Annotated in this window: 33 protein-coding genes and 1 pseudogene; 30 read left to right on the top strand and 4 right to left on the bottom strand. The window is 48.8% G+C overall.

The annotated features are described in order from the left end of the window. The 30 genes and pseudogenes from tuf to L991_RS10840 form a co-directional block, all read left to right on the top strand. Positions 1-206: pseudogene (gene tuf / locus L991_RS10700) on the top strand (elongation factor Tu); the annotation flags it as partial. A 10-nt stretch (positions 207-216) separates the two neighbouring features. Then, on the top strand, positions 217-528 hold the full coding sequence (rpsJ, locus tag L991_RS10705; RefSeq protein ID WP_028448392.1) for a 30S ribosomal protein S10: 312 nt from the start codon (positions 217-219) through the stop codon (positions 526-528). A 147-nt stretch (positions 529-675) separates the two neighbouring features. Next, complete coding sequence (gene rplC / locus L991_RS10710) at positions 676-1,320, top strand: 50S ribosomal protein L3 (RefSeq protein WP_028448393.1); 645 nt, start codon at positions 676-678, stop codon at positions 1,318-1,320. Then, positions 1,320-1,940 (top strand): 50S ribosomal protein L4, encoded by a 621-nt coding sequence (gene rplD, locus L991_RS10715; RefSeq protein WP_028448394.1) that lies wholly within the window; start codon positions 1,320-1,322, stop codon positions 1,938-1,940. Before rplC ends, rplD begins: the two co-directional genes overlap by 1 nt. Beyond that, positions 1,937-2,242 (top strand): 50S ribosomal protein L23, encoded by a 306-nt coding sequence (gene rplW, locus L991_RS10720; protein WP_028448395.1) that lies wholly within the window; start codon positions 1,937-1,939, stop codon positions 2,240-2,242. Before rplD ends, rplW begins: the two co-directional genes overlap by 4 nt. A 12-nt stretch (positions 2,243-2,254) precedes the next feature. Continuing rightward, positions 2,255-3,088, top strand: a complete 834-nt coding sequence (rplB, locus tag L991_RS10725; RefSeq protein ID WP_047395215.1) for a 50S ribosomal protein L2 — start codon at positions 2,255-2,257, stop codon at positions 3,086-3,088. A 6-nt stretch (positions 3,089-3,094) separates the two neighbouring features. Continuing rightward, entirely contained in the window at positions 3,095-3,370 is a 276-nt protein-coding gene (gene rpsS / locus L991_RS10730; protein ID WP_047395218.1) for a 30S ribosomal protein S19, read from the top strand. 9 nt (positions 3,371-3,379) lie between these two features. Continuing rightward, positions 3,380-3,709: a 50S ribosomal protein L22 gene (rplV, locus tag L991_RS10735; RefSeq protein WP_028448396.1), complete on the top strand. Its 330-nt coding sequence runs from the start codon at positions 3,380-3,382 to the stop codon at positions 3,707-3,709. Positions 3,710-3,719: 10 nt separating this feature from the next. Further along, a complete protein-coding gene (gene rpsC / locus L991_RS10740; RefSeq protein ID WP_028448397.1) occupies positions 3,720-4,424 on the top strand; it encodes a 30S ribosomal protein S3 in 705 nt (234 codons plus the stop codon). Continuing rightward, a complete protein-coding gene (gene rplP, locus L991_RS10745; RefSeq protein ID WP_028448398.1) occupies positions 4,408-4,824 on the top strand; it encodes a 50S ribosomal protein L16 in 417 nt (138 codons plus the stop codon). The genes rpsC and rplP overlap by 17 nt, the downstream gene beginning before the upstream one ends. Further along, the gene (gene rpmC / locus L991_RS10750; RefSeq protein ID WP_028448399.1) at positions 4,825-5,013 is read left to right on the top strand and encodes a 50S ribosomal protein L29; all 189 of its coding nucleotides are present in this window, start codon (positions 4,825-4,827) and stop codon (positions 5,011-5,013) included. Positions 5,014-5,015: 2 nt separating this feature from the next. Next, the gene (rpsQ, locus tag L991_RS10755; RefSeq protein WP_028448400.1) at positions 5,016-5,279 is read left to right on the top strand and encodes a 30S ribosomal protein S17; all 264 of its coding nucleotides are present in this window, start codon (positions 5,016-5,018) and stop codon (positions 5,277-5,279) included. Positions 5,280-5,466: 187 nt separating this feature from the next. Next, positions 5,467-5,835 (top strand): 50S ribosomal protein L14, encoded by a 369-nt coding sequence (gene rplN, locus L991_RS10760; protein ID WP_028448401.1) that lies wholly within the window; start codon positions 5,467-5,469, stop codon positions 5,833-5,835. An 11-nt stretch (positions 5,836-5,846) separates the two neighbouring features. After that, a complete protein-coding gene (rplX, locus tag L991_RS10765) occupies positions 5,847-6,164 on the top strand; it encodes a 50S ribosomal protein L24 (protein WP_028448402.1) in 318 nt (105 codons plus the stop codon). A gap of 10 nt (positions 6,165-6,174) precedes the next feature. Further along, positions 6,175-6,714 carry a 50S ribosomal protein L5 gene (rplE, locus tag L991_RS10770; protein WP_028448403.1) on the top strand — a complete coding sequence of 180 codons (540 nt, stop codon included), beginning with the start codon at positions 6,175-6,177 and terminating at the stop codon, positions 6,712-6,714. 7 nt (positions 6,715-6,721) lie between these two features. Beyond that, positions 6,722-7,027 carry a 30S ribosomal protein S14 gene (gene rpsN / locus L991_RS10775; RefSeq protein WP_028448404.1) on the top strand — a complete coding sequence of 102 codons (306 nt, stop codon included), beginning with the start codon at positions 6,722-6,724 and terminating at the stop codon, positions 7,025-7,027. A gap of 15 nt (positions 7,028-7,042) precedes the next feature. Continuing rightward, positions 7,043-7,435: a 30S ribosomal protein S8 gene (gene rpsH / locus L991_RS10780; protein ID WP_047395222.1), complete on the top strand. Its 393-nt coding sequence runs from the start codon at positions 7,043-7,045 to the stop codon at positions 7,433-7,435. A 12-nt stretch (positions 7,436-7,447) separates the two neighbouring features. Further along, positions 7,448-7,981: a 50S ribosomal protein L6 gene (gene rplF, locus L991_RS10785; RefSeq protein WP_028448406.1), complete on the top strand. Its 534-nt coding sequence runs from the start codon at positions 7,448-7,450 to the stop codon at positions 7,979-7,981. A gap of 13 nt (positions 7,982-7,994) precedes the next feature. Further along, entirely contained in the window at positions 7,995-8,348 is a 354-nt protein-coding gene (rplR, locus tag L991_RS10790) for a 50S ribosomal protein L18 (RefSeq protein ID WP_028448407.1), read from the top strand. Positions 8,349-8,367: 19 nt separating this feature from the next. After that, the gene (rpsE, locus tag L991_RS10795) at positions 8,368-8,883 is read left to right on the top strand and encodes a 30S ribosomal protein S5 (protein ID WP_028448408.1); all 516 of its coding nucleotides are present in this window, start codon (positions 8,368-8,370) and stop codon (positions 8,881-8,883) included. Next, positions 8,880-9,065 carry a 50S ribosomal protein L30 gene (rpmD, locus tag L991_RS10800; RefSeq protein WP_047395225.1) on the top strand — a complete coding sequence of 62 codons (186 nt, stop codon included), beginning with the start codon at positions 8,880-8,882 and terminating at the stop codon, positions 9,063-9,065. Before rpsE ends, rpmD begins: the two co-directional genes overlap by 4 nt. A 2-nt stretch (positions 9,066-9,067) precedes the next feature. Beyond that, positions 9,068-9,502: a 50S ribosomal protein L15 gene (gene rplO, locus L991_RS10805; RefSeq protein WP_047395227.1), complete on the top strand. Its 435-nt coding sequence runs from the start codon at positions 9,068-9,070 to the stop codon at positions 9,500-9,502. A gap of 22 nt (positions 9,503-9,524) precedes the next feature. Next, complete coding sequence (gene secY / locus L991_RS10810; RefSeq protein ID WP_028448411.1) at positions 9,525-10,829, top strand: preprotein translocase subunit SecY; 1,305 nt, start codon at positions 9,525-9,527, stop codon at positions 10,827-10,829. 223 nt (positions 10,830-11,052) lie between these two features. After that, complete coding sequence (rpmJ, locus tag L991_RS16980) at positions 11,053-11,166, top strand: 50S ribosomal protein L36 (protein ID WP_081986638.1); 114 nt, start codon at positions 11,053-11,055, stop codon at positions 11,164-11,166. 57 nt (positions 11,167-11,223) lie between these two features. Then, positions 11,224-11,586 (top strand): 30S ribosomal protein S13, encoded by a 363-nt coding sequence (gene rpsM / locus L991_RS10815; RefSeq protein WP_028448412.1) that lies wholly within the window; start codon positions 11,224-11,226, stop codon positions 11,584-11,586. A gap of 15 nt (positions 11,587-11,601) precedes the next feature. Beyond that, positions 11,602-11,994, top strand: coding sequence for a 30S ribosomal protein S11 (gene rpsK, locus L991_RS10820; RefSeq protein ID WP_028448413.1), 393 nt, complete (start codon positions 11,602-11,604; stop codon positions 11,992-11,994). Positions 11,995-12,008: 14 nt separating this feature from the next. Next, entirely contained in the window at positions 12,009-12,632 is a 624-nt protein-coding gene (rpsD, locus tag L991_RS10825; RefSeq protein ID WP_028448414.1) for a 30S ribosomal protein S4, read from the top strand. Positions 12,633-12,665: 33 nt separating this feature from the next. Next, the gene (locus tag L991_RS10830) at positions 12,666-13,649 is read left to right on the top strand and encodes a DNA-directed RNA polymerase subunit alpha (protein WP_034618537.1); all 984 of its coding nucleotides are present in this window, start codon (positions 12,666-12,668) and stop codon (positions 13,647-13,649) included. Between the two features lie 26 nt (positions 13,650-13,675). Then, positions 13,676-14,056 (top strand): 50S ribosomal protein L17, encoded by a 381-nt coding sequence (gene rplQ, locus L991_RS10835; protein ID WP_028448416.1) that lies wholly within the window; start codon positions 13,676-13,678, stop codon positions 14,054-14,056. A gap of 58 nt (positions 14,057-14,114) precedes the next feature. Further along, positions 14,115-14,942 (top strand): symmetrical bis(5'-nucleosyl)-tetraphosphatase, encoded by an 828-nt coding sequence (locus tag L991_RS10840; protein ID WP_047395230.1) that lies wholly within the window; start codon positions 14,115-14,117, stop codon positions 14,940-14,942. Here L991_RS10840 and L991_RS10845 read toward each other — a convergent pair. The 4 genes from L991_RS10845 to zapD all read right to left on the bottom strand — a co-directional run bounded on the left by L991_RS10845 (position 14,899) and on the right by zapD (position 17,528). Next, positions 14,899-15,666 carry a 1-acyl-sn-glycerol-3-phosphate acyltransferase gene (locus tag L991_RS10845; RefSeq protein WP_047395234.1) on the bottom strand — a complete coding sequence of 256 codons (768 nt, stop codon included), beginning with the start codon at positions 15,664-15,666 and terminating at the stop codon, positions 14,899-14,901. The genes L991_RS10840 and L991_RS10845 overlap by 44 nt on opposite strands. A gap of 62 nt (positions 15,667-15,728) precedes the next feature. Beyond that, positions 15,729-16,481 carry a GNAT family N-acetyltransferase gene (locus L991_RS10850; protein WP_028448419.1) on the bottom strand — a complete coding sequence of 251 codons (753 nt, stop codon included), beginning with the start codon at positions 16,479-16,481 and terminating at the stop codon, positions 15,729-15,731. 94 nt (positions 16,482-16,575) lie between these two features. After that, positions 16,576-16,770, bottom strand: coding sequence for a DNA gyrase inhibitor YacG (locus tag L991_RS10855; RefSeq protein WP_047395237.1), 195 nt, complete (start codon positions 16,768-16,770; stop codon positions 16,576-16,578). Continuing rightward, positions 16,770-17,528, bottom strand: coding sequence for a cell division protein ZapD (zapD, locus tag L991_RS10860; protein ID WP_028448421.1), 759 nt, complete (start codon positions 17,526-17,528; stop codon positions 16,770-16,772). The genes L991_RS10855 and zapD overlap by 1 nt, the downstream gene beginning before the upstream one ends. Positions 17,529-17,532: the final 4 nt, after the last annotated feature.

Here is a 17,532-nt window from a genome sequence, read left to right on the forward strand (position 1 = left end):
ACCGTCCTCAGTTCTACTTCCGTACTACGGACGTAACTGGCGCGATTTCTCTGCCAGAAGGCACTGAAATGGTTATGCCAGGTGACAACGTATCGATCACTGTGACGCTGATCGCCCCGATCGCGATGGAGCAAGGTCTGCGCTTTGCGATTCGTGAAGGTGGCCGTACCGTTGGTGCCGGCGTTGTAGCTAAGATCATCGAATAAGGATTTGGATATGCAAAACCAAAAAATCCGTATCCGCCTGAAAGCGTTTGACTACTCTCTGATCGACCGCTCTGCGCAAGAGATCGTTGAGACTGCAAAACGCACTGGCGCTGTGGTGAAAGGTCCGGTTCCTTTGCCAACTAAAATCGAGCGTTTTGATGTGCTGCGTTCGCCGCACGTTTACAAAACTTCTCGTGACCAGTTCGAAATTCGCACTCACCTGCGCATGATGGATATCGTTGACCCAACAGATAAAACTGTTGATGCGTTGATGAAGCTGGACTTGCCAGCTGGTGTAGATGTAGAAATCAAACTGAACTAATCCTTATTGGCGGGCATATAAGTGCTTGCCGTATAAGGATTTAGTGTGGTAGTATCGCGGACTTGCCATCAGGTGGTGGCAAGTCCGTTTATTTTTTAATGGTCATAGCCAGTCAATCGTAACTGGCCCTTGATAAAGGGAATAACTATGAGCTTAGGTCTTGTAGGTCGCAAAGTCGGCATGACCCGCATTTTTGCTGAGGACGGCGTGTCTGTTCCAGTGACTGTGCTGGAAATGGCTGCAAACCGCGTCACGCAAATTAAAACCGAAGAAGTGGATGGCTATTCAGCTGTTCAAGTTACTTTCGGCGCTAAGAAAGCTGGTCGTGTAAATAAAGCTGAAGCAGGTCATTTTGCTAAAGCTGGTGTAGAAGCTGGTGAAGCTCTGGTTGAGTTTCGTCTGGCGGCTGACAAAATCGCGGATCTGAAAGCCGGCGATACTCTGTCAGTTGAGTTGTTTAGTGTAGGTCAGATTGTTGATGTAACTGGCACCACCCAAGGCAAGGGTTTTGCTGGTCCAATCAAACGTCACCACTTTAGCTCTAATCGTGAATCACACGGTAACTCGGTTTCGCACCGTTCGCCTGGTTCGATTGGTATGGCGCAGGATCCTGGTCGTGTATTCCCAGGTAAGCGTATGGCCGGTCAGTTGGGTAATGTGAAGCGTACCGTGCAAAATCTGGAAGTTGTACGTGTTGATGTAGAGCGTCAACTGCTGTTGGTTAAGGGCGGTGTGCCAGGTTCTAAAGGCAATCAAGTCATTGTCCGTCCAGGCGTGAAGGTGGGTGCGTAATGGAACTGAAATCTGTAAATCTGAAAGGTGAAGCTCAGGCAGCAGTTGCAGGTTCGGATGCACTGTTCGGTCGCGAGTTTAGCGAAGCTCTGGTGCACCAGGTTGTAACTGCGTATTTCGCAAATGCACGCAGTGGCAATCGTGCGCAGAAAGATCGCACTGATGTAAAACACTCAACCAAAAAGCCTTGGCGTCAAAAAGGTACGGGCCGTGCTCGTGCTGGTATGTCGTCTTCTCCGCTGTGGCGTGGTGGTGGTCGTGCGTTCCCAAATAGCCCTGATGAGAATTTCTCTCAAAAAGTAAACCGCAAGATGTACCGTGCCGGTATTGCGACGATTTTCTCGCAATTGGTGCGCGAAGAGCGTCTGCTGGTGGTTGATTCTTTTGATGTTGAAACTCCAAAAACTAAGGCTTTTGCTCAGAAGCTAGCTGATCTGCAGCTGGATAACGTGCTGATTATCACCAAAGAACTGAGTGAAAATCTGTACCTTGCTTCGCGCAATCTGCCGCATGTTTTGGTACTTGAGCCATCGCAAGCTGATCCAGTTAGCCTGGTTCGCTTTAAAAAAGTAGTGCTGACTCGTGATGCGCTGCAGGCTCTTGAGGAGATGTTTGCATGATCAAAATCGCCGAAAATCGCCTGTTGCAAGTAATTCTTGCTCCAGTTGTATCGGAAAAAAGCACTATGCTGGCTGAAAAAGCTGAGCAAGTTGTTTTCCGTGTTGCAACTGATGCAACTAAGGCTGAAATTAAAGCTGCAGTTGAATTGCTGTTCAAAGTAAAAGTGGACGCAGTTACAACTGTTAATGTGAAGGGTAAAACCAAACGCTTTGGCCGCACAGCTGGTCGTCGTAAAGACTGGAAAAAAGCGTATGTTAGCCTTGTGGCGGGTCAAGAAATTGATCTGGCTGCTGCGCAATAAGGAGTCTGAATAATGGCTTTGGTTAAAGTAAAACCTACCTCTCCAGGTCGCCGCGCAGTAGTTAAGGTTGTTAACGAAGATCTGCACAAAGGCGCGCCTTACGCACCTTTGCTGGTGAAAAAATCAAAAACTGGTGGTCGTAACAATAACGGTCATATCACTACACGCCATATCGGTGGTGGTCACAAGCAGCACTACCGCTTGATCGACTTCCGTCGCAATAAAGATGGCATCGTAGCGAAAGTTGAACGTATTGAATACGATCCAAACCGCACTGCGCATATTGCATTGCTGTGCTATGCAGATGGCGAACGCCGCTACATCATTGCCCCTAAAGGCTTGGTGGTTGGTGCTACTGTAGTATCGGGTTCAGAAGCACCGATCAAATCAGGTAACACTCTGCCTATCCGCAATATTCCAGTGGGTTCAACTATCCATTGCATCGAATTGCAACCTGGTAAAGGCGCGCAATTGGCTCGCTCAGCTGGCGCTGCTGTACAGTTGCTGGCTCGTGAAGGTGCTTACGCGCAATTGCGTCTGCGCTCAGGTGAGATCCGTAAGGTGCACGTTGATTGCCGCGCAACGATCGGTGAAGTGGGTAATGCAGAGCATTCTTTGCGTTCATACGGTAAGGCTGGTGCTAAGCGCTGGTTGGGTATTCGTCCAACTGTTCGTGGTACTGCGATGAACCCGGTTGATCACCCGCACGGTGGTGGTGAGGGTCGTACTGGTGAAGGTCGTGTGCCAGTTAGCCCATGGGGTCAACCTACTAAAGGCTATCGTACTCGTCGTAACAAGCGTACGGACAACATGATTGTTCGTCGTCGTTTCGCGAACAAGGGGTAATGAATAATGGCTCGTTCCGTTAAAAAAGGTCCATTCGTTGATCTGCATCTGCTGAAAAAAGTAGAAGCAGTCCGTGCCAATAACGACAAACGTCCAGTGAAAACTTGGTCTCGTCGTTCTACCATCCTGCCAGACTTCGTTGGTTTGACCATCGCTGTGCACAACGGTAAACAGCACGTTCCAGTCTATGTGAATGAAAACATGGTAGGCCATAAGTTGGGTGAGTTCGCGCTGACCCGTACTTTCAAAGGCCATGCCGCGGACAAAAAATCTAAGCGATAAGGTGAAGACATGCAAGTATCTGCTGTACTAAGCAACACTCGCCTCTCGGCTCAGAAAGCACGTCTTGTCGCAGACTTGGTTCGTGGCAAGCCCGTAGAGCAGGCGCTGAATATTCTGACTTTCTGCCCGAAAAAAGGCGCTGTTCTTATCAAGAAAGTGCTTGAATCGGCAATTGCCAATGCTGAGCACAATGAAGGTGCGGATATCGACACCCTCAAAGTGAAAACAATCTATGTAGACAAAGGTCCTTCGCTGAAACGTTTTGCTGCTCGTGCTAAAGGCCGCGGCAATCGTATCGAGAAGCAAACTTGTCACATTACACTCACTGTTGGCGATTAAGGAGCTACTGATGGGTCAGAAAATTCATCCAACAGGCTTCCGTCTGCCTGTTACTAAAAACTGGTCTTCTCGTTGGTACGCCAACAGCAGCAGTTTTGCCAAGATGTTGAATGAAGACATCGAGGTGCGCGATTTCTTGAAAAAGAAATTGGCCGGTGCTGCTGTTAGCCGTGTAGTGATTGAGCGCCCAGCTAAGAACGCGAAAGTGACCATCTACTCAGCTCGTCCGGGCGTAGTGATTGGTAAAAAAGGTGAAGATATCGAGCAGCTGAAAGCTCAGCTGCAAAAGATCTTGAACGTGCCAGTGCATGTGAACATTGAAGAAGTTCGCAAGCCAGAGATTGATGCGCAAATCATTGCTGACAGCATCACTTCTCAGCTCGAAAAACGTGTGATGTTCCGCCGTGCGATGAAACGTGCGATGCAGAATGCAATGCGTTTGGGTGCGCAAGGTATCAAGATCATGTCTTCAGGTCGTCTGAATGGTATCGAGATCGCTCGTACTGAGTGGTATCGTGAAGGTCGCGTGCCTTTGCATACTCTGCGTGCCGATATCGACTACGCAACTTCTGAAGCAAAAACGACCTACGGTATCATCGGTGTGAAAGTTTGGGTTTACAAGGGTGAAGTTAAGCCAGGCGAAAAATTCGCGGCTGAACCTGTAGAAACCCAAAAGAAACCACGTAAGGGGCCACGAAATGCTGCAGCCAACTAGACTTAAATTCCGTAAGGTCCAGAAAGGCCGTAACACTGGTATCGCGACTCGTGGTAACACAGTAGCTTTCGGTGAGTTTGGTCTGAAGGCAACTAGCCGTGGTCGTTTGACTGCGCGTCAGATTGAATCTGCTCGTCGTGCAATCACCCGTTATATCAAGCGTGGTGGTCGCGTTTGGATTCGTGTATTCCCTGACAAGCCGATTTCAACTAAGCCTGCCGAAGTGCGTATGGGTGGGGGGAAAGGTTCTCCTGACTATTACGTAGCTGAGATTCAGCCAGGTAAAGTACTGTACGAATTGAACGGTGTATCTGAAGAAGTGGCTCGTGAAGCGTTCCGCTTGGCTTCTGCCAAGTTGCCATTTGCAGTTACATTCGTTTCTCGCCAAGTGGGGCAATAAATGAAAGCTAGTGAACTGCAACAGAAGACTGTCGAAGAGCTGAAAGCTGAATTGACGTCACTGCTGAAGGCTAAGTTTAGTCTGCGCATGCAGCATGCGACTGGCCAATTGGCAAAAACCAGTGAACTGAAACGCGTGCGTAAAGATATTGCGCGTGTATTGACTGTTCTGTCACAGAAGGCGGCATAAGCATGAGCGAAACTAAACTCAAACGTACGCTGACCGGTCGTGTTGTTAGCAATAAGATGGACAAAACAGTAACCGTATTGGTAGAGCGCCTGGTGCGTCACCCGCTGTACGGCAAAATGGTTCGTCAATCTAAAAAATACCACGCTCACGATGAGCTAAACCAATACGGCGAAGGTGATGTGGTAACAATCGAAGAGGGTCGTCCTCTGTCTAAGACTAAGTCTTGGGTGGTTACGGCTCTGGTCGAAAAAGCACGCGTTATTTAATTTATTGAAAAATAACGCTTAGTGCTTGTGCGGGCATTCTAACTTGTGTAGAATGCCCGTTTTCCTTGCGAGTCAGAAATTTGACTCGTGTTTTCCCTTCGGGATCCAAAACTGGCCGCTATTGGCTCGGCTCGACCGGGCACCTGGTTATTCGGGCGATTAGGCGGATTAAGTTGGAGGCTTTTAAATGATTCAAATGCAATCCAAGCTTGAGGTTGCTGACAATACTGGTGCACGCACAGTGATGTGTATCAAAGTATTGGGCGGCTCAAAGCGTCGTTACGCATCTATCGGTGACATCATCAAGGTGAGCATCAAGGATGCGGCTCCACGTGGTCGTGTGAAAAAGGGCGATGTTTACAACGCCGTTGTTGTTCGCACTGCTAAAGGCGTTCGCCGTGCAGATGGCGCACTCATCAAATTTGATGGCAATGCAGCTGTATTGTTGAACAACAAACTCGAGCCAATCGGCACACGTATCTTCGGGCCAGTGACACGCGAATTGCGTAGCGAGCGCTTTATGAAGATTGTTTCCCTGGCTCCAGAAGTGCTGTAAGGAGTAGGGTAATGAATAAGATTCGTAAAGGCGACGAAGTCGTTGTTCTGACCGGTAAAGATAAAGGTAAGCGTGGTGTTGTTGTCCGTGCTCTGCCTGCTTCTGATCGTGTTGTGGTAGAGGGTGTTAACGTAGTTAAGAAGCACCAAAAGCCAAACCCAATGCGCGGTGTTCAGGGTGGTATCGTTGAGCTGACTATGCCAGTTCACGTATCTAATGTAGCTATTTTCAATGCTAAAACTGGCAAAGCAGATCGCGTTGGCTTCAAGATTGAAGACGGCAAGAAAGTGCGCGTGTTCAAGTCTAGCGGCGAAGTAGTTGGCGCGTAAGGGGATGGCAATGGCACGTTTTCAAGAAATCTACGAAAGCAAAATTGTTCCTGAATTGATTAAGCAATTCGGTTACAAGTCAGTGATGGAAGTTCCTCGTATCGAAAAGATCACCGTAAACATGGGTGTAGGCGAGGCAGTTGCTGATAAGAAAGTAATGGAATTCGCAGTTGGCGATATGCAAAAAATCACCGGCCAAAAGGCTGTAGTGACTAAAGCTAAAAAATCAATTGCTGGCTTCAAAATTCGTGATGGCTATCCAGTAGGTTGTAAAGTAACTCTGCGTCGTGAGCGTATGTACGAGTTCTTGGATCGTCTGGTTACTGTGGCTCTGCCACGTGTACGTGACTTCCGTGGTGTTGGTGGCAAATCATTTGATGGTCGTGGCAATTTCAACATGGGTGTGAAAGAGCAGATCATTTTCCCAGAGATCGAATACGACAAGATCGATGCTCTGCGCGGTATGAATATCACCATTACTACTACGGCTAAAACTGACGAAGAAGCGCGCGCTCTGCTCGCTGCCTTCAAGTTCCCGTTCAAGAATTGAGGCGATCATGGCTAAACTTGCACTGATTAATCGTGAAGCCAAGCGTGAAGCTGCGGTTGCTAAATTCGCAGCCAAGCGTGAAAAGCTTCTGGCAATTATTAACGACAGCAAGGTGAGTGAGGAAGAGCAATTCCAAGCCCGCCTGAAATTGCAGCAACTGCCACGGAATTCTTCGCCAGTTCGTCTGCGTAATCGTTGTCAATTGACTGGCCGTGCCCGCGGTGTATTCCGTAAGTTCGGTCTGGGTCGTAGCAAACTGCGTGATCTTGCTTTCAAAGGCGAGATTCCAGGTCTTGTTAAAGCTAGCTGGTAATAGGAGAACTAAAACATGGCAATGCATGATCCTATCGCCGATATGCTGACTCGTATCCGTAACGCTCAGCGTGCAGAAAAAGCTTCGGTGGTAATGCCTTCTTCAAAACTGAAAGTGGCTATCGCTAAAGTACTCCACGAAGAAGGTTATGTTGAATCTTTCGTTGTTACTGGTGACGTTAAGCCGGTACTGACTATTGAGCTGAAATACTACGCAGGTCGCCCAGTTATTGAGCGTCTTGACCGTGTGTCTAAGCCTGGTCTGCGCGACTACCGTGGTAGCGGCGATATTCCTAGCGTAATGAATGGTCTTGGTGTGGCAATCTTGTCTACTTCCAAGGGTGTGATGACCGACCGCAAAGCACGTGCCAATGGTATTGGCGGCGAGTTGCTGTGCATCGTTGCTTGATGAGGTGTCACAATGTCTCGCGTAGCTAAGAATCCAGTAGCAATTCCGGCCGGCGTTGAAGTTAAAGTCGACGCTGGTCAAATCGTAGTTAAAGGCCCGCAAGGTACTTTGGCTCAACCGGTGGTGGCTGATGTTGCTGTCGAAGTTAAAGACGGTAACGTGACATTTGCTGCTAATGGCAATAGCAAATTTGCCCGTTCAATGTCAGGCACATTGCGCGCACTGGTTAACAACATGGTAAATGGTGTTAACAAAGGCTTTGAGCGCAAACTGACGTTGGTTGGTGTTGGTTATCGTGCGCAAGCACAAGGTGATGTACTGAACCTGTCATTGGGTTTCTCTCACCCTGTTGCGCATCCAATGCCAGCTGGCATCAAATGTGAAACCCCTTCTCAGACTGAAATCATTCTGAAGGGTGCCGATAAACAACTTCTCGGTCAAGTCGCTGCTGAAATCCGCGCTTATCGTTCGCCAGAGCCTTACAAAGGCAAGGGTGTTCGTTACTCGGACGAAGTTGTGGTGATTAAAGAAACCAAGAAGAAGTAATCGAGGCTGAATCATGGATAAGAATCAAAGCAGACTCCGTCGCGCACGTAAAACCCGTGCCAAAATTGCGGAGCTTAAAGTTGCACGTTTGTCTGTTCATCGCACGAATAGCCATATCTATGCACAAATCTTCGATGCAACTGGTAGCCAAGTATTGGCATCAGCTAGCACCGTTGAGGCTGCAGTGCGTGGTGAAGTGAAGAATGGCGGCAACGTTGCAAGTGCGGTTGCAGTTGGCAAGCTGATCGCTGAAAAAGCAAAAGCTGCTGGCGTGCAAAACGTAGCTTTCGATCGCTCAGGTTTCAAATACCACGGCCGTGTAAAAGCACTGGCTGATGCGGCTCGTGAAGCTGGCCTCGTCTTCTAATTGAGTTTGGAGTTTAAATATGGCTAAGAACGAAATTGAAGATCGTCAGGACGGCCTTCGTGAGAAGATGGTAAGCGTAAATCGCGTTACCAAAGTCGTTAAAGGCGGTCGTATTCTTGGTTTTGCAGCGTTGACTGTAGTCGGTGACGGCGATGGTGGCGTTGGTATGGGTAAAGGCAAGTCAAAAGAAGTGCCGGTAGCCGTACAAAAAGCGATGGAAGAAGCCCGTCGCAAAATGATCAAAGTAAATCTGCGCAATGGTACAGTGCAGCACACAGTGTTCGGTAAACACGGTGCGACTACTGTATTCTTGCAGCCAGCCCCAGAAGGTACCGGTATTATTGCTGGTGGTCCTATGCGTGCTGTATTTGAAGTAATGGGTATTCATAACATTACTGCTAAATGCCACGGCTCGACCAACCCATACAATATCGTTCGTGCGACTCTGGATGGTTTGTCTAAGCTGCATACGCCAGCTGAGATCGCTGCTAAGCGTGGTAAATCCGTAGAAGAAATTCTCGGGGGTGCACAATGAGCGACGTGAAAACTGTTAAAGTAACTCTGGTTAAAAGCCTGATTGGCCGTCTGGAGTCACATAAAGCGTGTGCGCGTGGTCTGGGCTTGCGTAAAACTAACAGCTCGTCTGTAGTTGTTGATACGCCTGAAAACCGCGGCATGATCAATAAGATCAGCTATCTGCTGAAGGTGGAGGGTTAATCATGGAACTCAATAACCTGAACCCAGGCGTTGGCGCTAAACACGCTCCAAAACGCGTTGGTCGTGGTATTGGCTCTGGCTTGGGTAAGACTGCAGGTCGTGGTCACAAAGGTCAGAAGTCTCGTTCTGGTGGTTTCCATAAAGTGGGTTTTGAAGGCGGTCAAATGCCTCTGCAGCGTCGTCTGCCAAAACGCGGCTTTAAATCACTGGCTCAAGGCAAAAATGCTGAAGTTACTCTGGCTGAACTGCAAGCTCTGCCGATCAATGAGATCGATATGCTGAGCCTGGTTCAAGCTGGTCTGATTTCTCAGCACGCAATCAGCTGCAAAGTGATCCTCTCTGGTGAAATTAGCCGCGCTGTAACGCTGAAAGGTGTTGCTGCGACTAAAGGCGCCAAAGCTGCGATCGAAGCTGCTGGTGGTTCTGTAGCAGAGTAATTTTTAAAGGTTTAGGCAGAACGTGGCAAATCCCGCTATTGCTGGATCAGCAAGTAAATTTGCTGATCTCAAAAAGAGAATCTGGTTTGTAGTTGGTGCACTGATTGTATATCGCATCGGTGCTCATATCCCGGTACCTGGGATCAATCCTGTTGAACTAGCTAACTTGTTCCAGTCTTCACAGACTGGCCTGTTGAATATGTTCAATATGTTCTCTGGTGGTGCTTTGTCACGCTTCACCGTGTTTGCGATTGGTATCATGCCGTATATTTCGGCCTCGATTATCATTCAGCTGGCGGGTGAAGTTCTGCCTAACTTGAAGCAGTTGAAGAAAGAGGGTGAGGCTGGTCGTCGCAAGATTACTCAGTACACCCGCTACTTTACCGTTCTCTTGGCGAGCGCTCAGAGTTTCGGTATTGCGATGATGCTGTATCGCCAGCCTAATTTAGTGGTGCTGGATCAATGGCTTTTTGTTGCTGTGACCATGGTTAGCTTGGTAACTGGCACGATGTTCCTGATGTGGCTGGGTGAGCAAATCACTGAGCGTGGCCTTGGGAATGGTATTTCGATCATTATTTGTGCAGGTATTGCCGCTGGTGTGCCTGGTGCAATTGGGAAAACACTTGAGCTGACTAGCCAAGGTTCCCTGCCTATCTTGTTGGTGTTATTCCTTTTTGTTGGTGTGGTGCTCCTTACTGCGGCGGTGGTATTTGTTGAGCGTGGCCAACGCAAAGTGCCAGTGCAATATGCCAAACGCCAAGTTGGTAATCGCCTGATGCAAGCGCAGAGCTCGCATCTGCCGTTGAAGCTCAACATGGCTGGCGTAATTCCACCCATTTTTGCGTCATCAATTATTCTATTCCCAGCCACTGTTTTGTCTTGGACTGGTAATAGCGAACATTTCTATTGGCTGAAGTCGATCGGTGATAAGTTGCATCCTGGTCAGCCGCTGTATGTACTGCTCTATGCTGCTGCGATTATTTTCTTCTGCTTTTTCTACACTGCGCTGGTGTTTAACCCACGTGAAACGGCAGAAAACCTGAAGAAAAGTGGTGCCATGATTCCTGGTTATCGCCCAGGTGATCACACAGCGAAGTACATTGAAAAACTGATCATGAAATTGACTCTGATTGGTGCCGTGTACATCACTGTAGTATGTTTGATTCCTGAGTTTTTGATTTTGAAGTGGAATGTTCCATTCTACTTTGGTGGTACTTCGCTGCTGATCTTGGTGGTGGTGACAATGGACTTTATGGCGCAGATGCAGTCATACATTATGTCGCACCAGTATGAGAGTTTGCTGAAAAAGGCAAACTTCAAGAACTAAACGTTGTGCTGTTTTAATTGGGTGCCCAGCTATATGCTGGGCATCTTAACTGACGTGTGGCTATTGTTCGTCTTTCCATAAGTTCTACGGTGTGTTATAGTCGTGGGCTTTACTGGAATTCGATTGCGCTCTGGAATTGGTGCAGTCAGGGACAGTAGGCGCATCGTATTCCAGTCAATGCTTTTGTTGACTGGGATTTTTCTTTGTTCCCAAAGGATAGACCATGAGAGTTCAAGCATCGGTCAAGAAAATCTGCCGTAACTGCAAGATTATTCGCCGCAATCGTATTGTGCGCGTAATCTGCACCGACCCACGGCACAAGCAGCGTCAAGGTTAATTGGTTCGCCAATTTCCTAGACAATAATCCAAGACTTTTTAACCTGGGGTAAGAAGTATGGCCCGTATTGCTGGGGTTAATATCCCTAATCATCAGCATACTGTGATCGGTCTGCAGGCAATCTACGGTATCGGCCAAACTCGCGCTAAAGCGATTTGTGCTGCTACTGCTATTGAGCCTAGCAAGAAAGTTAAAGATCTCAGTGAAGCTGAACTTGACAAACTGCGCGACGAAGTAGGCAAATTCACTGTTGAAGGTGATCTGCGTCGTGAAATCACTATGAGCATCAAGCGTCTGATGGACCTTGGTTGCTATCGTGGCTTCCGCCATCGCAAAGGCCTGCCGGTTCGCGGTCAGCGTACTAAAACTAACGCGCGCACTCGTAAGGGTCCGCGTAAAGCCATCGCTGGCAAGAAGTAATTAAGGACATAAATTATGGCTAAAGCAAACACAGCTCGTGTACGTAAGAAAGTCAAAAAGAGCGTGTCTGAAGGTATCGTGCACGTTCACGCTTCCTTCAACAACACGATCATTACCATCACTGATCGCCAAGGCAATGCTTTATCTTGGGCTACCTCGGGCGGTGCTGGTTTTAAGGGCTCTCGTAAAAGTACACCTTTTGCCGCACAGGTTGCTGCAGAAGCTGCTGGTAAAGTTGCCCAAGAATATGGTGTTAAAAACCTCGAAGTACGCATCAAGGGTCCGGGCCCTGGTCGTGAATCATCAGTGCGCGCTTTGAACGCACTGGGCTTCAAAATTACCAGTATCTCGGATGTGACGCCTGTTCCGCACAACGGCTGCCGTCCTGCGAAAAAGCGTCGTATCTAATTTCGGAGTAAGAAATGGCTCGTTATATTGGACCCAAGTGCAAACTTGCACGCCGCGAAGGCACGGATCTGTTCTTGAAAAGCGCTCGTCGTTCGCTCGACAGCAAGTGCAAGCTGGAACAAGCCCCAGGCCAGCATGGCGCTAAGAAAAATACGCGTCTGTCGGACTACGGCGTACATCTGCGCGAAAAGCAAAAGATCCGTCGCATTTACGGCGTGCTGGAACGTCAGTTCCGTCGCTACTTTGAAGAGGCTGCTCGCCGCAAAGGTTCAACTGGTGAAAACCTGTTGAAGCTGCTGGAAAGCCGTCTGGACAACGTAGTTTATCGTATGGGATACGGCTCTACTCGCGCCGAATCTCGTCAACTGGTTTCCCACAAGTCAATCACCGTTAACGGTAATGTTGTGAACATTCCTTCTTTCCAAGTGAAAGCGGGTGATGTTGTTGCCGTACGTGAAAAAGCTAAGAAGCAAGTACGTATTCAGGAAGCGTTGAGCTTGGCTGAAGGCATTGGCTTCCCGAGCTGGGTACAGGTTGATGCTAAAAAAATGGAAGGCGTGTTCAAAAACATGCCAGAGCGTTCAGATCTGTCTAGCGATATCAATGAATCGCTGGTAGTTGAATTCTACTCCAAGTAATAACCTGAACCAGTTGGCAAGGGATACTGACTTATGCAAATTAACGCAAACGAGTTGCTCAAACCGCGCATTATTGATGTGCAGGCTCTGGCTCAAGCTCACGCTAAGGTCGTTATGGAGCCGTTTGAGCGTGGTTATGGCCATACTCTCGGTAATGCGCTTCGCCGGATTCTTCTTTCTTCAATGGCCGGTTACGCACCGACCGAAGTTAAGATTGACGGTGTAGTTCACGAATATTCCGCATTGGATGGCGTACAGGAAGACGTAGTCGATATCCTGTTGAACCTGAAAGGCGTTGTGCTGAAGCTGCATGGTCGGGATTCTGTCACTCTTACCCTGACTAAAGAGGGTGAGGGTGTCGTCAAGGCTTCCGACATTCAGTTGCCGCATGATGTAGAGGTGATTAACCCTGATCATGTCATTGCGCACCTGTCTGCGGGTGGCAAGCTGAGCATGGAAATCACTGTCGAGAAAGGTCGCGGCTATCAGCCTGCACCTGCTCGTCTGAATAAAGATGAAGGCCGTTCTATCGGTACTATCATCCTGGATGCTTCATTCAGCCCTATCCGCCGCGTGAGCTATCAAGTTGAAAGCGCACGTGTTGAACAGCGTACTGATCTTGACCGTCTGATTATCGACATTGAAACCAATGGCGTAATCGAGCCGGATGAGGCTGTGCGTCAGGCTGCGCGTATGCTGATCGACCAGCTCGGCGTATTTGCTGATCTGGAAGGCACGCAAGAAGAGAAAGTAGTTGAGCCACAAGTCACCATCGATCCGATTCTGCTGCGTCCAGTAGATGATCTCGAGTTGACCGTACGTTCAGCGAACTGCTTGAAAGCGGAAAACATCTATTACATCGGCGATCTGATTCAACGTACCGAAACCGAGTTGCTTAAAGCGCCTAACTTGGGTCGTAAATCGTTGAACGAGATCAAAGAGGTCTTGGCTTCCAAAGGCCTTAGCCTTGGCATGCGCCTTGAAAACTGGCCACCAGCTGGCTTAGATAAGCCTTAAGCTGGTACTAGCAAAGGAATTGACAAATGCGTCATCGTCTTTCTAATCGTAAACTGAATCGCACGTCGAGCCATCGTCTGGCGATGTTGCGCAACTTGGCTAATGCCTTGTTGAAGCACGAAGTAATCAAAACCACTCTGCCAAAAGCGAAAGAACTGCGTCGCGTGGCTGAGCCGCTGATTACTCTGGGTAAAAAACCTTCATTGGCTAACCGCCGTCTGGCATTTGACCGCACTCGTGATCGCGAGATCGTGGTTAAACTGTTCGACGTTCTGGGCCCACGCTATGCTGCACGTAATGGCGGCTATCTGCGTATCCTGAAATGTGGTTTCCGTGTTGGCGACAACGCGCCTATGGCGTATGTTGAGCTGGTTGACCGCCCGGAAGAAGTTGAAGCTGCTGAATAAGTAGTTTCAAAATGAAAAGCCGACCTTTCTAGGTCGGCTTTTTCTTTGTGTGGATTTTATGGCTACCTATGTAATCGGTGATGTACAAGGCTGTTTTGCAGAGTTCAGCCGCCTTCTTGTACTGGTGCGCTTTAATCCGGCAGAAGATCGGCTGATTTTCCTGGGTGATTTAGTCAACCGTGGCCCCGGCTCGCGTGAGGTGTTGGCATGGGCGTATACGCATCGTGACCATGTTGAACTCGTGCTTGGCAATCATGACTTGCATCTGCTGGCGTGTTGGCTTGGTTTCGCGCAGCCTAAAGGCTTGGATACTTTAGCTGAAATGCTTGGTGATCCCGAGTGCGAGAGTTGGTGTGAGTGGCTATTGCAGCAGCCCCTATTACTAAAGCGGCAGGGGTATATGCTCAGCCATGCCGGAATAAATCCTGTTTGGGGTGATACCGAGGCAGGGTATTGGGCTAACTTTGCCCGAGAGCGATATAGTTCTGCTGAACGCAAGCTATGGTTTGCCGCAATGTATGGCAATAAACCACGTCGGTTTGATATCAATGATGACGAGGAAGGCTTATTCCGTTTTACCATTAATAGTTTTACTCGCATGCGTTTTTGCGAGCCGGATGGCAAACTCGATTTTAAATTTAAAGGCGAGTTGGATTCTGCTCCACACAATTTGCAACCTTGGTTTGTGGTGCGAGAACAGTTAGGCAATGCAGCTGCCCCTGTTTTGTTTGGGCATTGGTCCGCGCTTGGTGTGCGCAAAACGCCTGCATATGTGGCCTTGGATAGTGGTTGTGTCTGGGGGGGCGCTTTAACGGCCTTTTGCTTAGAAACTGGTGAGCTCTTTAGCCAAGCTGCTTTGGCTGCGTATCAGCATATTGAAGCATGAAAGCATGATGCTGTTGTTCAATCACATGCTGTAATTCGCCGCTGAGCTCGGCGCGAGTTTTGCCAGTAATGCTGATTGGCGCCAGATAGTAGAGATGAAACACCAGCCCAGAGTGTTTCATCAACGTATGCATCGATTGCTCAAAGCTAATATCGTCGATGTAGGCAGCCAAGTCAGTTTGTTTGCCGTTCAGTGTGTAGTTCAGGTAAAACGGCTGAATGGTGCCTCCAGAATTCATCACAGCTTGAATCAGCGAGCCTTTGAACGGTAACACTTGGCGGCCGTTGCTGGTAGTGCCTTCAGGGAAAAAACTAATGCACTCGCCCGCACGCATTGCTGCACTAATCTGCTCGTTAACTAGTTTGGTGTCTTTGATACGTTGACGATTAATAAAGAATGTGCCTGCGCCTTGGCAGAGTCGGCCAACTAATGGCCAGCCTGCAATTTCAGATTTAGCGACAAAACCTGAGTGAAATTGGCTTTTGAGTGCAAATATATCAAGCCAGGAAATATGATTGCCCGCATAAAGTAGATTGCCGGCCTGGGTGTCGATTTGGCCGTGGATTTCTAATTGCAGATCGAATACTGCAATCAGCTTCAATGACCATTGTTTAATCTTGGTGCCACGTTGCTGATAACTAAGTCGTGGCAAAACAAATGTGACCTGAAACAGGCCGCTCGCAAGGAGTAAGGCCAGCTGCAGGCCACGCTGAAGATATTTCATTGCTGCTCTAATCTAATACCAATTGCCTTACAGTTTAGCGGAATGTGTCATTGCCGTAGAGTTTAGCGGCTAAAGTGTCGCACATGGCGTGCATTCAAGGCATTCATTGGCAGTAGCATGAAAAAGTCTGCTGAGTTGAAGTCTGGATCCCACGCAGGTTCGCCGCACACCATTGCGCCGGCCTTGATATAGCCTTTAATCAAAGGCGGGATTTCGACTTCGATTTGCCCCGCCAACCCGGCTAGTGGCAATGGATGGCGGGGAAAAACTCGCCATTCAATCGGGGCGTAAGATGCAGCTTTAAGTTGGTTGTATAAGCTCGTAGCCCGGTGGCCGCCATCTGAAAGCGGGATGGATGCGCAACCCATCATGTATTGATAGTTGTTTTGCCGCATGTATTGCGACAAGCCTGCCCATAAACGGGCGATGGTAGAGCCCGTGCGGTAGTTAGCATCGACACAGGAACGACCAAATTCAACCAGCTGCGGACGGATGTGTTGTAAACGAGTCAGATCAAATTCGATGTCTGAATAGTAGCTGCCTACTTTTTTGGCTTGATGTGGCGGCAAGATTCGATAGGTGCCCACAACTTCACCGGTTTCATCATTCATGGCGATCAAGTGGTCGCAATAGGCATCGAACAGATCTTCATCAATCCCGAACTCTTTGGTGTTGAGTTTGGCGCCCATTTCATCCGCAAAGATGCGATAACGAAGGGCTTGGGCGGCGCGAATTTGATCTTTCGAAGTGGCCAGGGCAACAGTAATTTTGCCGGTGCGTGAGCTGGTATGGCTGTGCGTGAGGGCGTGGTGCATGAGAAACCTCGTCGTGTGTTTCTCATACGTTATCTGGCGCATATTGCTATGCGGTGAAAATTAAATGATGTTTGAGTTGCGCTTGGCTTACTGCTTAATGCAGGGGTGGCAATTGTGCCTGCAATAACTCGAGTGGATCAACTTCGGTGCTGTCGGCTACGCGATATTTCTCGCTGGCCCATTCGCCTAGATCGATTAATTTGCAGCGCTCACTGCAAAAAGGTCGAAATGGATTGCTCGCAGAGTATTCAGTTTGGGTTTTGCAGATCGGGCAGAGTACTGAGGGCATTACAAGTTGCAATAAGTTAGCGTGAAGTTGAGATCGGTTTCGATGACCTTGGCGCGTTCGCCGCTGGTGGAAGGCACGATGAAGCGTATATTGATCGCATAGCGGTTAGCAGATAGCTCGGGGACTGCCGGTACATCGGTCGGTAAAGAGACTTTCAGCATCTGCACGGTTTTGCCGCCCGACATTTGCTGAAAACAGCCGGCCTTGGCGGTGTAGTGCGTACTCTTGCCTGAGTCACGCAATAGCTTCAAAACGATATCGAGGCCGTTTTTAATTGGTAGCAATGGTGTTAGCCAGCGCTCCAAGTCGGCGCGGCGGCGATCAGCGCTTTGTTTGCGCCAGTAGTGATAAGAGGGCAGGTCAAACTCGCACACGCCACCTGGAATGGACACTCGCTGCTTAATGGCCATTAGCCATTCATTCTCGCGCAGGTATTGGCCAAACTTGCCAGTCATATCCAGTAAATTGGTATGCGTGATTTCAATCTCGCCCAACACTTGCTCAAGGGCATCTTCGGAGATATGCGGATTATTGCGTAGGGCGGCTAGGGCTTGGCGTTGGCGTTCCAGCTCTTGCAGCAGATCTGATTTCAGATCCGCACGGCTGGCCACTTCCATAATCTCAAAAATACCCAGCAAGGCCATGTGGTGATCAAGTGCATCTTCCCGGGCAACCAGCTTGCTAGTGCGCACATACAGCTCTTCAAGGCGCAGCAAGGTGCGAATGCGTTCATTGATCGGGAATTCGTAGCTAATCACGTGA

This window comes from Chitinibacter sp. ZOR0017 (assembly GCF_000799095.1).
Classification (GTDB): Bacteria; Pseudomonadota; Gammaproteobacteria; order Burkholderiales; family Chitinibacteraceae; genus Chitinibacter; species Chitinibacter tainanensis.

Bases quoted from the DNA above. Each gene is read 5' to 3' on its own strand.
- rplX (WP_028448402.1), top strand. From the start codon at position 5,847: ATGAATAAGATTCGTAAAGGCGACGAAGTCGTTGTTCTGACCGGTAAA.
- rplW (WP_028448395.1), top strand. From the start codon at position 1,937: ATGATCAAAATCGCCGAAAATCGCCTGTTGCAAGTAATTCTTGCTCCA.
- rpmC (WP_028448399.1), top strand. From the start codon at position 4,825: ATGAAAGCTAGTGAACTGCAACAGAAGACTGTCGAAGAGCTGAAAGCT.
- rpsE (WP_028448408.1), top strand. From the start codon at position 8,368: ATGGCTAAGAACGAAATTGAAGATCGTCAGGACGGCCTTCGTGAGAAG.
- rplQ (WP_028448416.1), top strand. From the start codon at position 13,676: ATGCGTCATCGTCTTTCTAATCGTAAACTGAATCGCACGTCGAGCCAT.
- rplC (WP_028448393.1), top strand. From the start codon at position 676: ATGAGCTTAGGTCTTGTAGGTCGCAAAGTCGGCATGACCCGCATTTTT.
- rpsS (WP_047395218.1), top strand. From the start codon at position 3,095: ATGGCTCGTTCCGTTAAAAAAGGTCCATTCGTTGATCTGCATCTGCTG.
- L991_RS10845 (WP_047395234.1), bottom strand. From the start codon at position 15,666: ATGAAATATCTTCAGCGTGGCCTGCAGCTGGCCTTACTCCTTGCGAGC.
- L991_RS10855 (WP_047395237.1), bottom strand. From the start codon at position 16,770: ATGCCCTCAGTACTCTGCCCGATCTGCAAAACCCAAACTGAATACTCT.
- rplO (WP_047395227.1), top strand. From the start codon at position 9,068: ATGGAACTCAATAACCTGAACCCAGGCGTTGGCGCTAAACACGCTCCA.
- rpsK (WP_028448413.1), top strand. From the start codon at position 11,602: ATGGCTAAAGCAAACACAGCTCGTGTACGTAAGAAAGTCAAAAAGAGC.
- rpsJ (WP_028448392.1), top strand. From the start codon at position 217: ATGCAAAACCAAAAAATCCGTATCCGCCTGAAAGCGTTTGACTACTCT.
- rpsC (WP_028448397.1), top strand. From the start codon at position 3,720: ATGGGTCAGAAAATTCATCCAACAGGCTTCCGTCTGCCTGTTACTAAA.
- L991_RS10840 (WP_047395230.1), top strand. From the start codon at position 14,115: ATGGCTACCTATGTAATCGGTGATGTACAAGGCTGTTTTGCAGAGTTC.
- L991_RS10850 (WP_028448419.1), bottom strand. From the start codon at position 16,481: ATGCACCACGCCCTCACGCACAGCCATACCAGCTCACGCACCGGCAAA.
- rplR (WP_028448407.1), top strand. From the start codon at position 7,995: ATGGATAAGAATCAAAGCAGACTCCGTCGCGCACGTAAAACCCGTGCC.
- rplE (WP_028448403.1), top strand. From the start codon at position 6,175: ATGGCACGTTTTCAAGAAATCTACGAAAGCAAAATTGTTCCTGAATTG.
- rpmJ (WP_081986638.1), top strand. From the start codon at position 11,053: ATGAGAGTTCAAGCATCGGTCAAGAAAATCTGCCGTAACTGCAAGATT.
- rplF (WP_028448406.1), top strand. From the start codon at position 7,448: ATGTCTCGCGTAGCTAAGAATCCAGTAGCAATTCCGGCCGGCGTTGAA.
- rpsQ (WP_028448400.1), top strand. From the start codon at position 5,016: ATGAGCGAAACTAAACTCAAACGTACGCTGACCGGTCGTGTTGTTAGC.
- rpsD (WP_028448414.1), top strand. From the start codon at position 12,009: ATGGCTCGTTATATTGGACCCAAGTGCAAACTTGCACGCCGCGAAGGC.
- rplB (WP_047395215.1), top strand. From the start codon at position 2,255: ATGGCTTTGGTTAAAGTAAAACCTACCTCTCCAGGTCGCCGCGCAGTA.
- rpsN (WP_028448404.1), top strand. From the start codon at position 6,722: ATGGCTAAACTTGCACTGATTAATCGTGAAGCCAAGCGTGAAGCTGCG.
- rpsM (WP_028448412.1), top strand. From the start codon at position 11,224: ATGGCCCGTATTGCTGGGGTTAATATCCCTAATCATCAGCATACTGTG.
- rplP (WP_028448398.1), top strand. From the start codon at position 4,408: ATGCTGCAGCCAACTAGACTTAAATTCCGTAAGGTCCAGAAAGGCCGT.
- L991_RS10830 (WP_034618537.1), top strand. From the start codon at position 12,666: ATGCAAATTAACGCAAACGAGTTGCTCAAACCGCGCATTATTGATGTG.
- rpmD (WP_047395225.1), top strand. From the start codon at position 8,880: ATGAGCGACGTGAAAACTGTTAAAGTAACTCTGGTTAAAAGCCTGATT.
- rplN (WP_028448401.1), top strand. From the start codon at position 5,467: ATGATTCAAATGCAATCCAAGCTTGAGGTTGCTGACAATACTGGTGCA.
- rplV (WP_028448396.1), top strand. From the start codon at position 3,380: ATGCAAGTATCTGCTGTACTAAGCAACACTCGCCTCTCGGCTCAGAAA.
- rplD (WP_028448394.1), top strand. From the start codon at position 1,320: ATGGAACTGAAATCTGTAAATCTGAAAGGTGAAGCTCAGGCAGCAGTT.
- rpsH (WP_047395222.1), top strand. From the start codon at position 7,043: ATGGCAATGCATGATCCTATCGCCGATATGCTGACTCGTATCCGTAAC.